The organism is uncultured Campylobacter sp. (assembly GCF_944323605.1).
Taxonomy (GTDB): domain Bacteria; phylum Campylobacterota; class Campylobacteria; order Campylobacterales; family Campylobacteraceae; genus Campylobacter_D.
In genome coordinates this window covers 98,522-111,561 of sequence record NZ_CALUTC010000004.1, presented here as the reverse complement: position 1 = coordinate 111,561, position 13,040 = coordinate 98,522, and the positions used below count along the sequence as shown (strand labels likewise).

The 13,040-nt window shown below is 30.9% G+C and carries 16 protein-coding genes and 1 riboswitch; of the genes, 5 read left to right on the top strand and 11 right to left on the bottom strand.

What is annotated here, in order from left to right:
- Positions 1-12: 12 nt before the first annotated feature.
- From thiC to Q0J35_RS03905, 3 genes are all read right to left on the bottom strand, one after another.
- Positions 13-1,308: a phosphomethylpyrimidine synthase ThiC gene (gene thiC / locus Q0J35_RS03915; RefSeq protein WP_297193304.1), complete on the bottom strand. Its 1,296-nt coding sequence runs from the start codon at positions 1,306-1,308 to the stop codon at positions 13-15.
- A 47-nt stretch (positions 1,309-1,355) separates the two neighbouring features.
- A riboswitch (TPP riboswitch) is annotated at positions 1,356-1,460 on the bottom strand.
- A gap of 28 nt (positions 1,461-1,488) precedes the next feature.
- Positions 1,489-2,169 carry a 7-cyano-7-deazaguanine synthase QueC gene (gene queC, locus Q0J35_RS03910; protein ID WP_297193302.1) on the bottom strand — a complete coding sequence of 227 codons (681 nt, stop codon included), beginning with the start codon at positions 2,167-2,169 and terminating at the stop codon, positions 1,489-1,491.
- A gap of 88 nt (positions 2,170-2,257) precedes the next feature.
- The gene (locus tag Q0J35_RS03905) at positions 2,258-2,560 is read right to left on the bottom strand and encodes a c-type cytochrome (RefSeq protein ID WP_297193300.1); all 303 of its coding nucleotides are present in this window, start codon (positions 2,558-2,560) and stop codon (positions 2,258-2,260) included.
- Positions 2,561-2,671: 111 nt separating this feature from the next.
- Between Q0J35_RS03905 and Q0J35_RS03900 the strand changes: the two genes are divergently transcribed.
- The 5 genes from Q0J35_RS03900 to Q0J35_RS03880 all read left to right on the top strand — a co-directional run bounded on the left by Q0J35_RS03900 (position 2,672) and on the right by Q0J35_RS03880 (position 6,839).
- Entirely contained in the window at positions 2,672-3,184 is a 513-nt protein-coding gene (locus Q0J35_RS03900; RefSeq protein ID WP_297193298.1) for an HAD family hydrolase, read from the top strand.
- A complete protein-coding gene (gene rfaD / locus Q0J35_RS03895; protein ID WP_297193296.1) occupies positions 3,181-4,134 on the top strand; it encodes an ADP-glyceromanno-heptose 6-epimerase in 954 nt (317 codons plus the stop codon). Before Q0J35_RS03900 ends, rfaD begins: the two co-directional genes overlap by 4 nt.
- Entirely contained in the window at positions 4,127-5,518 is a 1,392-nt protein-coding gene (rfaE1, locus tag Q0J35_RS03890) for a D-glycero-beta-D-manno-heptose-7-phosphate kinase (protein ID WP_297193293.1), read from the top strand. Before rfaD ends, rfaE1 begins: the two co-directional genes overlap by 8 nt.
- A gap of 110 nt (positions 5,519-5,628) precedes the next feature.
- Positions 5,629-6,468 (top strand): hypothetical protein, encoded by an 840-nt coding sequence (locus tag Q0J35_RS03885; protein ID WP_297193291.1) that lies wholly within the window; start codon positions 5,629-5,631, stop codon positions 6,466-6,468.
- Positions 6,469-6,527: 59 nt separating this feature from the next.
- A complete protein-coding gene (locus Q0J35_RS03880; RefSeq protein ID WP_297193289.1) occupies positions 6,528-6,839 on the top strand; it encodes a hypothetical protein in 312 nt (103 codons plus the stop codon).
- Here Q0J35_RS03880 and mrdA read toward each other — a convergent pair.
- The 8 genes from mrdA to Q0J35_RS03840 are packed head-to-tail and all read right to left on the bottom strand — an operon-like array spanning position 6,832 to position 13,036.
- Positions 6,832-8,619 carry a penicillin-binding protein 2 gene (gene mrdA / locus Q0J35_RS03875; RefSeq protein WP_297193287.1) on the bottom strand — a complete coding sequence of 596 codons (1,788 nt, stop codon included), beginning with the start codon at positions 8,617-8,619 and terminating at the stop codon, positions 6,832-6,834. The genes Q0J35_RS03880 and mrdA overlap by 8 nt on opposite strands.
- Positions 8,616-9,122 (bottom strand): hypothetical protein, encoded by a 507-nt coding sequence (locus tag Q0J35_RS03870; RefSeq protein ID WP_297193286.1) that lies wholly within the window; start codon positions 9,120-9,122, stop codon positions 8,616-8,618. Before Q0J35_RS03870 ends, mrdA begins: the two co-directional genes overlap by 4 nt.
- A gap of 2 nt (positions 9,123-9,124) precedes the next feature.
- Positions 9,125-9,703: a ribosome biogenesis GTP-binding protein YihA/YsxC gene (gene yihA / locus Q0J35_RS03865; protein WP_297193283.1), complete on the bottom strand. Its 579-nt coding sequence runs from the start codon at positions 9,701-9,703 to the stop codon at positions 9,125-9,127.
- Positions 9,700-10,170 carry a lipopolysaccharide transport periplasmic protein LptA gene (gene lptA / locus Q0J35_RS03860; protein ID WP_297193281.1) on the bottom strand — a complete coding sequence of 157 codons (471 nt, stop codon included), beginning with the start codon at positions 10,168-10,170 and terminating at the stop codon, positions 9,700-9,702. The genes yihA and lptA overlap by 4 nt, the downstream gene beginning before the upstream one ends.
- Positions 10,152-10,658, bottom strand: a complete 507-nt coding sequence (locus Q0J35_RS03855) for an LPS export ABC transporter periplasmic protein LptC (protein ID WP_297193279.1) — start codon at positions 10,656-10,658, stop codon at positions 10,152-10,154. The genes lptA and Q0J35_RS03855 overlap by 19 nt, the downstream gene beginning before the upstream one ends.
- Positions 10,649-11,137, bottom strand: a complete 489-nt coding sequence (locus Q0J35_RS03850) for an HAD hydrolase family protein (protein ID WP_297193276.1) — start codon at positions 11,135-11,137, stop codon at positions 10,649-10,651. Before Q0J35_RS03850 ends, Q0J35_RS03855 begins: the two co-directional genes overlap by 10 nt.
- Positions 11,138-11,139: 2 nt before the next feature.
- A complete protein-coding gene (locus Q0J35_RS03845) occupies positions 11,140-11,955 on the bottom strand; it encodes a septal ring lytic transglycosylase RlpA family protein (RefSeq protein WP_297193274.1) in 816 nt (271 codons plus the stop codon).
- Positions 11,909-13,036, bottom strand: a complete 1,128-nt coding sequence (locus Q0J35_RS03840) for a lytic transglycosylase domain-containing protein (RefSeq protein ID WP_297193272.1) — start codon at positions 13,034-13,036, stop codon at positions 11,909-11,911. Before Q0J35_RS03840 ends, Q0J35_RS03845 begins: the two co-directional genes overlap by 47 nt.
- Positions 13,037-13,040 lie beyond the last annotated feature (4 nt).

Sequence of the window (13,040 nt, the reverse complement as noted above, 5' to 3'; positions counted from 1 at the left end):
AATTTTCTTAAACTATCTAAGATTAACACTTTCCCCTTTTAAAACCTGATTCATAGTATTCATAGCACACATTTTTCCACACATAGAGCAAGAATTTAATTCCTCTGGTCGTCTTTCATTAAACATTTTTTTAGCCTTTTCTCCATCAATGGCTAAGCTAAACATCTTCTCCCAATCAATGTCTTGTCTAGCCTTACTCATCTCATTATCTATTTTTCTTTCTTTTGGAAGCTTTGCTAAATCACCTGAATGTGCTGCTATTTTTGTAGCAACTATACCGTCTCTTACATCATTTAAATTTGGCAATCTCAAATGCTCAGCCGGTGTAACATAGCAAAGTATATCCGCACCAGCTGCAGCAGCTACAGCTCCACCTATAGCCGAGCTTATATGATCATAACCAGCTGCTATATCTGTAACTAACGGTCCTAACACATAAAAAGGAGCCCCATCACAAATTTTTTTCTCAAGTTTCATATTTGGCTCTATCTCATCAATTATCATATGCCCAGGACCTTCTATCATAACCTGAACTCCAGCATTCCAAGCTCTTTTGGTTAATAGTGAAAGCTCTATTAATTCTGCTATTTGTGCCGCATCGCTTGCATCATAAATGCTGCCCGGTCTTAAGGCGTCTCCTAAAGAAAGTGTTACATCGTATTTTAAACAAATTTCAAGCAAATCATCGTAGTATTCAAAAAATGGATTTTCAGCATCTTTCATAGCCATCCACGCATAAAGCACAGATCCTCCTCTTGAAACTATATTAGTAAGCCTTTTTTTGCCTTCTTTAAAAACCCTAGAAGCACGAGAATTTATCCCAGCGTGTATAGTCATAAAATCAACCCCACTCTTTGCGTGATGATAAACCACATCTAAAAAATCCTTAGCTGAAATTTGCTTTAAATCTTTTTCCAAAAAGCCCACAGCATCATACACAGGCACAGTTCCTATCATAGCTTTTGATTTTTTTATAAGCTCATCTCTAAAGGCTGAAGTTTTGCCGTAATTACTTAAATCCATTATGGCTTCTATATTGAATTTGTGCGCTAAATCCACCTTTTGCATTTCCTCGCTGTAATCCACGCAGTCATTTGAAACGCCTAAATTTACATTTACCTTAGTCCTTAAACCAAAGCCTATGCCGTTTGGGTCTAAACTTGTGTGATTTATGTTTGCAGGGATTATTATCTTGCCACTTGCTAAATTCTCAAGCAAAAAATCCTCACTTAGGCCCTCTTTTTTGGCAACTATTTGCATTTCTTTAGTGAAAATACCTTCTCTTGCGTATAGCATTTGAGTTTTCATCTTTATCCTTTTAAGAAAATTTGGATAAATGAAGGGTATAAAAGTATGTAAAAGTAGATAAATTCTCCCGCCGCTAGCATTATCTAGGTCCGGTTCGGTCTAAGCTTTTAGCTTACTCTCAGCCTGTTACACAAGCTCCCGTCATTTATGAGTTAATTTTAATAGCTTTTTATAAACAAATTATAATTTAGGAGTAAAAGCGTATCGAATTTCATCTTTTAATCCAGCCTTTTTAAAGCCTTTTAATCTAAGTAAGCAACTATCGCATTCTCCGCAAGCCATATCTTCTCTTTCATAGCAAGAATACGTATATTTTAATGGCACATTTTCCTTGTAAGCTAAAGCCACAACATCTTCTTTTTTAAGATTGATAAGAGGTGTTTTAATGACGGTTTTTATACTACTTGCCCTACCCTCATTTATAAAATTTTGTGCCTTTTCTATAAAAAGCTTAGAACAATCAGCATAACCGCTATTATCCTCTTCTAAAACTCCTATAAATATAGCCTCGCATTTTTCAACCTCAGCCAAAGCAGCTGCTATACTTAAAAAAATACCATTTCTAAAAGGAACATAAGTATTTGGAGTCTCGTTTTTATTAAGTTCATTTTTTGGTATATTAAGACTCTTATCAGTAAGTGAATTTGCACCTATTTGTTCTATAAATTTTGTATTTAAAGAATAAGACTTTTCAACAGCTAAAAGCTCACAAATTTTATCAAAACACTCTTTTTCTTTTTTTTCAGTCCTTTGCGAGTAGTCAAAATGAAGTGCGATTATTTTATAACCCTCTTTTTTAGCCAGATAAGCACAAAGAGTGCTATCCATACCACCACTCATAATACATAATGCTCTTTTCAATGAAATTCTCCCAAATAATAAATAAAAAATGAAGGATAAAATAAGATAGTAAAGATAAAAAATAGCAGAGCAAAACTCTGCTATAAAACTATTTTAGAGTTTCTATATAGTTTTCTATAGCTTCGAAATCAGCTTCTGTCAAACCTTTTAAATTTAACTTCATCAAAGCACCTTGACCGTAAGCATTTCTTGTGCCAGCAGCATACTCTTTCATATACTTAAGTCTTTCAGCTTTTGATATAGAGTTTAAAGCTGGAACTTTGTTTAGATAAACCTTATCAGCCTTAGGACCGTGGCAAACTGCACATTTTTTGTAAAGTGTAGCACCATCAGCAGCAAAAGCTGAAACGCCAAGACATGCTAAAGCAGAAACAACGATTAGTTTTCTCATATCTTTTCCTTTCGCGAAAATTTTATAGACTTTTAATTTTATAAAAATAAAATTAATTTTTATTTAAATGATATTTTTTTATACATTAATATTTTTTGTTATAATTATGTAATGAAAGCCTTATTTTTGGATAGAGACGGTATTATAAACATAGATAAAAAATATGTTCATAAAATAAAAGATTTTATATTTGTAGATGGAATTTTTGAACTTTGTGAGTTATTTTTAAAAAAGGGATATAAAATTTTTGTTATAACAAACCAATCAGGTATAGCGCGTGGATACTATACGCAAAAAGATTTTGAAATATTAAGCTCTTTTATGCTTGAAGAATTTGAAAAAAAAGGCATAAAGATAGAAAAGATTTATTACTGTCCGCATTTAGAAGCTTGTGAGTGTAGAAAACCAAAACCTAAAATGCTCTTTGACGCTAGAGATGAATTTAAATTAAACCTCGAGCAATCGGTGTTTATAGGAGATAATATAAGCGATATGCAAGCAGGTAAAAATGCTGGTTTAAAAGAATTGTATCTGATAAATGAAAAAGAACAAGAAGGAAATTTTTATACAAAGTTTAAAACCTTAAAAGATTTGATTTCTTTTTTATTAAAGGAAAATAAATGAAAATACTTATAACAGGTGGAGCTGGTTTTATAGGCTCAAATTTAGCCTTAAGTTTGCAAGATGAAAATGATGTTTTGATAATAGATAAGATGCGTAGCGATGAATGCTTTGAAAATGGCAATCTAAAAGCTTTGGGGCATTTTAAAAATTTACTTGACTTTAAAGGCGAGCTTTTTATAAGCGATATTTTGCAAAGAGACTTCCTAGAAAAAGTTAAGGATTTTAAACCAAATATAATATTTCATCAAGCAGCAATCTCAGATACCACAGCTTACAATCAAAAAGAAGTTTTAAGCACGAATTTAAACAGCTTCAAAGCTCTTATAGATATTTGCATAGATTTAAATATAAAGCTTATTTACGCAAGCTCTGCTTCAGTTTATGGAGATGCTAAAAGCCCGCAAACTGTAGGGCATTATGAATGCCCTAAAAACCCATACGCTTTTTCAAAACTTATGATGGATAATTTATGTGAAAAATACAAAAATGAGCTTCACATAGTTGGTTTGAGATATTTTAATGTATATGGAGAAAGGGAATTTTTTAAGGGCAAAACAGCTTCAACAGTGTTACAATTTGCCTTGCAGCTTTTATCAAATAAAGCACCTAGACTTTTTAAAGGAAGTGATAAAATTTATAGAGATTTTATTTACATAAAAGATGTTGTGAATGCAAATTTAAAAGCACTTGAAGCTAAAAGTGGAATTTATAATGTAGGCACAGGTATAGCAAGAAGCTTTCAAGATATAGCAGATATACTACAAAAGGAACTTGGCACTAATTTTGAATGTGAGTATTTTGAAAATCCTTACAAAAATTCATACCAGTTTCATACTCAAGCAAAACTTGATGATAGCTTTGCTTATAGACCTGAATTTAGTCTAGAAGAAGGTATAAAATCTTATCTACCATACATAAAAAACTACTTTGAGAAAGAATACAATGCTTGATTTTTTATCCTCAAAAACACCAAAAATTTTAATAATCGGCGATTTAATGATAGATAATTATATTTATTGCGATTGCAATAGAGCAAGCCCAGAAGCACCTGTTTTGGTTATGAATTCCAAAAAACAAGAGCAAAGATTGGGCGGTGCTGCAAATGTATATGCGAATTTAAAAGCTTTGGGTGCAAATGTATCTGCCTTAAGTGTTGTAGGCGATGATGAAAACGGAAAATTTCTAAAAAAGGAGCTTAATGGAAAAATTCTGCTTGAAAAAGGTAGAATAAGCTCTTTGAAAACAAGGATATTATCTCAAGCACAACAAATTTTAAGATTAGACAATGAAACAGTTAAGGATACAAAGCTAGAAAATGAACTTTTAGATGAATTTTATAATCTCGTAAAAGACAGCGAGGCTATAATATTAAGCGACTATGGAAAAGGTGTTTTAACAGATAAAGTCTGTAAGAATGTCATAAAGAAAGCAAATGAGCTTAAAATACCTGTTTTAGTTGATCCAAAAGGAAAAGATTATAGCAAATACAAGGGTGCATCTTTGCTTACACCAAACAAAAAAGAGGCTTTAGAGGCACTAAAATTTAGCGATTTAAATGGAGAAAATTTAGAAAAAGCTTTAATAAAATTAAAAAAAGATTTTTCATTAAAGTATTCTATGATAACACTTTCAGAAGATGGTATAGCATTTCTTGATGATAAGGTGCATATTATACCTACAAAGGCTAGAGAAGTTTTTGATGTAACTGGAGCTGGAGATAGCGTAATATCAATCCTTGCCTTTTGTATGGCTTTAAATTTGCCTATGATAAAAGCTTGTGAGTTAGCAAACAAAGCCGCTGCTGTTGTTGTGTCAAAGCTTGGTTCTGCGACTGTTAGCTTTGAAGAGATAAGGAAATTCGAAAGAGCTAATTTTGAAGATAAGATAAAAAACAAAGAGGAATTAGCAAGCATTCTTAAAAATAGAAAAAATATAGTTTTTACAAATGGCTGTTTTGATATACTCCACTTTGGGCATATACAGTATCTTGAAAAGGCTAGAACGCTAGGAGATTTGCTGGTTGTTGGTCTAAATTCTGATAAAAGTGTAAAAAAACTTAAGGGCGATAAAAGGCCTATAAATTCGCAGTTTCATCGAGCTTGTTTATTAGCATCTCTTTATTTTGTAGATTTTGTTGTGATATTTGATGAGGACACGCCTTATGAACTTATAAAGGCTTTAAAGCCCGATATTTTGGTAAAAGGAGCGGATTATACTGGAAAAGAAGTAGTTGGCTCTGATTTGGTAAAGAAAGTAGAACTTATAAAATTTGAAGATGGTTTTAGCACCACTTCTTTGATAAATAAAATAATAAACAATGATAAAAATAGCTAAAAAACTTAATGCAAACTCTTGGTTTAGTATCTTTGCTTGATTTTTAAAGATTTTTAAAATAGCATAATTTAGGAACATTTTTTGCTTGTAATTTCTAAAAAGGATTAATTATGCTAATTCAAAATTACGATTCTAACTTAAATACATACAAAAATGCTTCTTTGTTTAAAGAAAAAGAAAGTGGAAATTTTGAAGATGATTTAAATGAAAAAATAAAAGAAAATTCCATAAAAACAAATGAAGTTGAAAAAACCGAATCTAAAGAAGCTAACATCGAGGTTTTAGAAAAAGAATTTTTGTTTTCATTAGATAAAATACTATCTTATGAAAAAGATATATTGGATAATGCGAGTGATAAGGGGCTTAAAAAGGAAGTTAATTCATTTTTTAAAGAACTAAATGAGATAAATTCTAGTGTAAAAACAACACTTGAAAATATGCAAACAAATAGTGAAAACATACTTAAAAATAGCGAGAATTTGGATAAAAATGCAAATGAAATTCTAAAAGATGCAAATGTTTTAGCACAAGATTTCATTAAATATATAAATAAAATTTTGCCAGAGCTAAAACAAACAGTAGACGAATTATCTACTTATATAGATAAGAATTTGAGTGATTTTGATAGTAAAGAAATAAAAAATTTAATCTCAAACATAGATTCTTACATAGATAATGCCTCATTAAAAGACGGTTTAACTCTTGGAAATAACACTACCATAAGTTTAAAGATAACTGTTAGCACAAGCATACAAATAATACGTATAAATGAAATAGAATTTAACTTTTCTTTTCAATCTTTAAGTTTTAAAAACGAAATGATAGATGAGCTTTTTGATTTATTTTCCATAAATTCAAACAATACCTTAGATAGTGCAAATAGCTTAAATCTGATAAAAGAAGAAAAAGAAAAGCAAAGCGAACTAAGCAAACTTATGCAAAAGATATAAAATTTTTTGGAACATAATTTGCTTTTATTATGTAACAAAAAAAATTAAAAAGGATCAATATGTCAGCTTTAGGTGCTTATAGGGACGATTTTCAAGAGTATTGCAATCTTATTGGTTGCGGGTGTAGTGAGCTTGATTTTGACAAGCTAGAAGAATGTGAGCAAAAAAAATTGCTAGAGCTCATAAAATCAGCGGCTAACATAGTTCAAAAAGACACAAATATGCTTGTAAAATCATTATGCGTAAATGAAAACGAAAAAAGTATGGTAGCTACTATAAACATAGGTTTAAAAGATAGCGATATAAATCTCATAGAACTATCTAAAGAATTGCACGAAATAACAAGCAAAAATGAAGCTTTGCTTATTTGATATAGCCAAGCTCCATCATTTTTCTATAAATATCTGCAGTAACCTTTGCCGATGTCGTGCTTCTACCGCCGTGTTCTAAAAGCACGGTAACCACATATTTTGGCTTTTTATAAGGTGCATAGCTTGTGATCCAAGTATGGGAACGAGAGTAATACTCAAGATCTGATTCTCTGATATTCTTTTTTTCAGCTTGTGAAAAGTTAATAACCTGTGCAGTGCCTGTCTTTCCAGCTACTTGTATAGGAAAATTATTAAAATACCTATAAGCCGTTCCACCCGGCTCATTCATAACAGCATACATTCCTTCTCTTATATATGGCAAAAAACTCTTATCAAATTCATTAAAAATTTCATCATCTTCAACGCTTTTATTAAAATCAAGATTATTTTTAAAAAAATGCAATCTTACATTTTTTCCGGTAGCTATTTGTGCTGTATATCTTGCTATTTGCATAGGTGTAACCAAAAAAGCACCTTGTCCTATGCTTGTATTTAAAGTTTCTCCAGCACTCCACTCTCTTTTATACCTAAGCATTTTCCATTCTCTGCTTGGAACTGTCCCTATAAATTCGCTAGGCAAATCAACTCCGGTCTTAGAACCAAAACCAAGATTAGAAAGCACAGGAGCTATCCTATCTATACCTACTCTTAGTCCGCCTTCATAAAAATAAACATCACAACTCTGTTGCAAGGCATGCTTTAAGTCCATATGTCCGTGACCACTTCTATTCCAGCACCTAAAATTTCTACCCCCTAACTCCACAAAACCCTCGCAAGTTATCTGACTAGCAGCTCCCATCAAACCAGACTTTAGAAAAGAAAGTGCCACGCCCATTTTAACAACAGAACCCGGTGGATAAAGCCCGTTTATCATTTTATTTGTGAAAGGATGGTCTGGATTATTTGAAAGCTCTTTCCATTCTGCTACTGAAATTCCCTCTACAAAGGAATTTAGATTGTATTCTGGAAAACTGCCTGCAGCTAGGATTGAACCGTCATCTACATCTACTACTATAGCAACTCCTGCATTATCGCTAAAAATTTCACTCAAATACTGCTGAAGTCTTATATCTATACTTAAATTTAAATCATTAGAATAGGCTGATTTAAAGCTTAATTCCTCTATTTCTTTGTTAAGTGCATTTATCCTAACCTCTCTATGTCCTTGCTCTCCTTGCAATACATCATTATAATATCTTTCTATACCACTTTTTCCTATATGACCTGTAAGTTTTGATATAGGATTTTCACTTATATCTTGAGTATTTGCCTTGCCGATATAGCCGATTACGTGAGAGGCTACTTCATTATATGGATATTTTCGTTTAACTTGAGGTTCTACTTTTAAATTTTTTCTCAAATTTAAATTTGAATAATGCTTTATCATATCATCATAAGATATAAAATCCACAACCTGTATATAATCTTGATTATAGTAAGAATCCTCTCTTTGATAGGTCTTTTTTATCTCGCTTGCATTTAAATCTGGAAAAAATTGTAAAATACTAAAAATTTCATCATCTAAAATAGGTCTATTTTTTTTTCTTATATGCAAATAAGGTTTTATTGATATACTAAAACCAAGCTCATTAATAGCTAATAAATCTCCTCTTGTATCATATATCATTCCTCTAACTGGAGCTATCATATAAGTTTTTACAGAATTTTGTTTTGCAAGCTCTTCATAATACAAATTTGATTTAATGCTTAAATAATAAACCCTAGATAAAATTACGACAAAAAATAAAAATATAAAAGCATAAACGAGTTTGAGTCTCATTTGATACTATCCTTGAAAAATATATATGCAAGTATAAATTCCATAAAAACAGTTATCAAAAGCTCTATACCAAACAAATGTATGCCATTATTATCAACATAAGAAAGCAAATTATCTATAGAAAAAAGTAAAAAATAAGCACAAAAAACAAAAATTATTGGCAAAAATTTTCCTATTTTAAAATTTATTTTAAGCCAATCGGCTAGAAAATAATAAAAAATGAAAAATGAAAACCAAGATGAAAATAAATAAAAATCGTGAGTTATGTCTATCAACAAAAGATAGCATAAAGAAAAATACCAGCGAAAATCAAGGTTATAAAGTGATTTTTCACTTTCTTGTAAAAGATAAAACATATAACAGAAAAAAAATCCCAACATCAAAGGAAAATAAGAAAAAACAGAGCTTAATATCTGATAAAAAACAAAACACAGTCCGACAAATACATAAGTGCCGTCTATGTAATGATTATATACTTTTGTTCCGTATTTTCTTCTTGGCATTTTTACCCCAACTCAAAAATTTTTTCTTCTAAATTTTGCAAACCTGTTTTTTTGGTATTTGAAACAAGTATGCATTGTGGAAAATCCTTATTGATTTTAAATCTTTGACTTTGATTTAACTTATCTGCTTTGGTGAAAACAGTAAGCAAAACCTGCTCTTTTTTTAAAAATGAATTTAAATACTCCTTTACATTTTCATCTATTTCAAGCCCTGTATGTCTTGAATCTACCAAATGTATAAAAAGCTTTATACTGGTTCTAAGCCTTAAAAATTCATCTAAATTCTTATTCCAAACCTTTTTTAAAGCCTTTGACACTCTAGCATACCCAAAACCCGGCATATCTATAAAGGTAAATTTCTTTTTAATTTCATCTTTTGTAAATTCTACATTAAAAATGTTTATGAGTTGTGTCTTTCCCGGTGTAGATGATGATTTTGCTAAATTTTTATTAGAACACAGTGTGTTTATAAGAGAACTTTTTCCAACATTTGAACGACCCAAAAAAACAACTTCAGTGCCTGTGGCTTCATAATCTTCAGCTTTTGATAAAGACTTTAAAAAACTAGCATTCACTTTCATTTAAAATCTTCCTTAAGATTAAAAATAAATCTAGCAGGTTTTTTGTTGTTTAAGCCAAAAACAGTGTAGCTTTGTTTTTTTTTGTCTATGCTTATTTTATTTCCATATAATTTATTATTTGTGCTTAAATCTTGTATATAAGCATTTCCATTTGCTTCATAAATATCATTTGTAGCATAATAAATAAGCTCATTAGCAGAACCTGTATAAAATTTATCCTTTATAAGTATTTTAAATGAAGCATTGCCAGAAGCTACGTATTTTAAGGGCTTATTATTTTTATCTGTAAAAATCAGTAATTTATCAGACCTTAACACATCTTCATTGCTTTTAACAAGCACGGAGCCACTTAAGATATTTACCATTTTTTTCTCATCAGCACTAAAATTATCTGCCTTAATCTCTAACTGTTTAGAAAAAGATAAGCAAAATAAAAAAGCTAGAAAAATTACCTTGCGTCCAACCACAACCTTACACCCTCTATGCGAATTTTTCTTCCCTCAAGATCATATATAAGCGAATTTCCAAGCAGTGTATTATTATCTTTATAAGCTTTAAAATTACTATCTGTGTATAAAATTTTAGAATCTCTTATATAAAAAATTTCATCACTTTTTATCCTCGTTCCATTTACATCGGTATAATAAACATCTCCTTTTAAGCTAATATTATTATCTTTCATCAAAAGCTCATTAGCACTTATATTTTGTTCTAAAGATAGCATATTTACTCTTACAAATTCATCTTTATCATTAAATCTTATCCAATCATCAGCCTCATAAAAGGAATTTACAATGGAGGAATTTAACTCAAAAGCACCTATATCGTGTGCTTCTATACTTTTAAAATCCACGCTGTATGGCTTTATCTCGATAGAATAAAGATCTTGCATACCTAAAAAAACGAAAACTAAAGAAAAAATCCCCATTAAAACAGAGAAAATTTTTATTGCCAAAGTTTATCCCATTGCTCTTGCATAGAATTTTCTTTTATAATCGTTTCTATCATCTCGCAAACAGCACCCTTGCCGCCAAGGGATTTTAATGTAAAATCAACATTTAAAGAATGATGTGCATCGCTTGGCTTAAAGCTAAATTTAACAGCCTCTAACAAAGACTTATCATTTAAAAAATCACCTATAGCAGCACTTTGCTCGAAATTTAAATTTAACGATTTTAAAATCTCTTTAGCACAAGCAAGTTTATTGCTTATGCCTTGATAAACTAAATCTATCTTTAAATCCTTAGCTCTTAAATTTACACAGTCTGACTTTCTGCCTGTTATGATTGCTATTTTCTTTCCAAGTTTAAGCCAAGCTTCTATAGCTGCACCGTCTTTTACATCAAATTCTTTTATCTCTGTTTTATCGCTACTATATATGATTTTACCATCAGTTAAGCAACCATCAACATCTAAAAAAATTATTTCTATCATAACTAATCTCTAACAACAAAAGCACCTACAAAAGCTCCGCTACTTGCGAAATCTCTAGCTTCTTCCATACTTCTAAAACCAGTTAAAAATACCCTGTTTAAACCATCTTTTGAGCTAGTCCTAACGACTGCTTTATATCCCTGATATGAGCTATATTTTTGAGCTGTTTTATCAGCACCTTCCTTATATCTAAAAGCACCAATTTGCACCATAAAAGTTCCACCTTCATAAGTCATACCGTTATTTACTATATCACCGCTAGAACCAAAGCTTTCATTATGATGAACTATACTTCCAGCATCATCGACAGAGCCAAAGCCTATAACCTCAAGCCTCACAGGTGCTGTGCCGTTTTGAAGCATATCTATTTGTTCAGCTGCTGCCTTTGATAGATCTATTATACGGTTATCAACAAAAGGACCTCTGTCATTTATACGCACTTGTGTCTTAAGTCCATTATTTAAATTTGTAACAGATAAAACTGTATTCATAGGCAATGTTTTATGTGCCGCTGTAAAAGAGTATTGATTGTAAGTTTCTCCATTTGAAGTCTTTTTACCGTGAAAACCGGGTCCATACCAAGAAGCTATACCTTCGGCAGTTTCACCAACTTCAACAACTGTTGGATAATATGTTTTACCATTTATAGTATAAGGCTTCATAGTGCCTTTAGCTCCAAAAGAAGCACTTTTATCCGTTCTAAAATCTTTGCTTGGATAATACGAACTAGGGGCTTTAGTGGTGCAGGCTACAACAACAAAAGCCGTAAAACTACTTAGAATTAAGCCTAGAATTTTGCTTTTTGCTAATACTTGCATATTTTATTTCCTCTTTCTTAAGTGGTATTATTAATTTTTGCTTTAGACTTAAGTGATCTTTTTTTATCTTATTATACTTTCTTAAAGTAGCTACTGTTGTTCCATACCTTTTTGCTATGCTGTAAAGGGAATCTCCTTGTTTTACTATGTAAATTTGCGTCTTTGGAATTGTAGTATCTACCTTTGCTATTTTTTTTGGATTATAATTTTTTTCAAATAACAAAACCTTATCTATGGGTATATACATATAATATTTAGAATTTGGTGGTGTAAAATCGTAGCGAAAATGCGGATTATATCTCTTTAACTCATCAAAAGACAAATCACTAATCTTTGCTAAATCTTTCAATGAGACACTATCTGGCACTTCTACCTTAACAAAATTGTGTTCTTTAGTGTAATTAACAAAATAAGAATCGTTTGTCAAAACAAAATCTTCATTATTTGCTAAAAATGCTATTGTAAGTATCTTTTTTATGAAATTTCTAGTTTCTAAAGGAAGATACTTAGCATCTGGATCAAGCAAAACGCTTAATTCGTCGCTATTTGCTTGTTTTATAGCCTGCCTTAGCTTTGCGTTTCCACAATTATAAGCAAGAATAGCTAAATACCATTTCCCAAATTCATCTCTTAAGCTTTTTAGGTATCTAGCGGCTGCTATTGAAGACTTAAAGGGATCTCGTCTTTCATCTATATAAAGATCAACTCTTAAATCAAGGCTTCTAGCAGTGTTTTCCATAAATTGCCAAATACCAACAGCCTTAGCATTTGAAGTGCTACTACTTTTAAGACCTGATTCAACTATCGCCAAATACATAAGCTCTTCTGGAACGTCTTCATCGTGCAAAGCTTTTCTAATAACTGGTATTACATCATAATAATTTTGTGCCGATAAAACAAGTGTTTTTGAATGCAATCTTTTAAGTTCGTCCTTATTTTCTAAAAAAACCAAATCGCTAATATAAGAACTATCTATATCTAAATTTCTTAAAATTTCAAGCTGTTTTTGGTGGTATTCTGGAGCAAAAACATTTGCAAAAGAAAAAGAATAAAAAAATAATATCATAAATAAAATTCTCATAACA

Coding starts and splice junctions, on each gene's coding strand:
- thiC (WP_297193304.1), bottom strand. CDS start 1,308: ATGAAAACTCAAATGCTATACGCAAGAGAAGGTATTTTCACTAAAGAA.
- Q0J35_RS03905 (WP_297193300.1), bottom strand. CDS start 2,560: ATGAGAAAACTAATCGTTGTTTCTGCTTTAGCATGTCTTGGCGTTTCA.
- Q0J35_RS03900 (WP_297193298.1), top strand. CDS start 2,672: ATGAAAGCCTTATTTTTGGATAGAGACGGTATTATAAACATAGATAAA.
- rfaD (WP_297193296.1), top strand. CDS start 3,181: ATGAAAATACTTATAACAGGTGGAGCTGGTTTTATAGGCTCAAATTTA.
- rfaE1 (WP_297193293.1), top strand. CDS start 4,127: ATGCTTGATTTTTTATCCTCAAAAACACCAAAAATTTTAATAATCGGC.
- Q0J35_RS03885 (WP_297193291.1), top strand. CDS start 5,629: ATGCTAATTCAAAATTACGATTCTAACTTAAATACATACAAAAATGCT.
- Q0J35_RS03880 (WP_297193289.1), top strand. CDS start 6,528: ATGTCAGCTTTAGGTGCTTATAGGGACGATTTTCAAGAGTATTGCAAT.
- mrdA (WP_297193287.1), bottom strand. CDS start 8,619: ATGAGACTCAAACTCGTTTATGCTTTTATATTTTTATTTTTTGTCGTA.
- Q0J35_RS03870 (WP_297193286.1), bottom strand. CDS start 9,122: ATGCCAAGAAGAAAATACGGAACAAAAGTATATAATCATTACATAGAC.
- yihA (WP_297193283.1), bottom strand. CDS start 9,703: ATGAAAGTGAATGCTAGTTTTTTAAAGTCTTTATCAAAAGCTGAAGAT.
- Q0J35_RS03850 (WP_297193276.1), bottom strand. CDS start 11,137: ATGATAGAAATAATTTTTTTAGATGTTGATGGTTGCTTAACTGATGGT.
- Q0J35_RS03845 (WP_297193274.1), bottom strand. CDS start 11,955: ATGCAAGTATTAGCAAAAAGCAAAATTCTAGGCTTAATTCTAAGTAGT.
- Q0J35_RS03840 (WP_297193272.1), bottom strand. CDS start 13,036: ATGAGAATTTTATTTATGATATTATTTTTTTATTCTTTTTCTTTTGCA.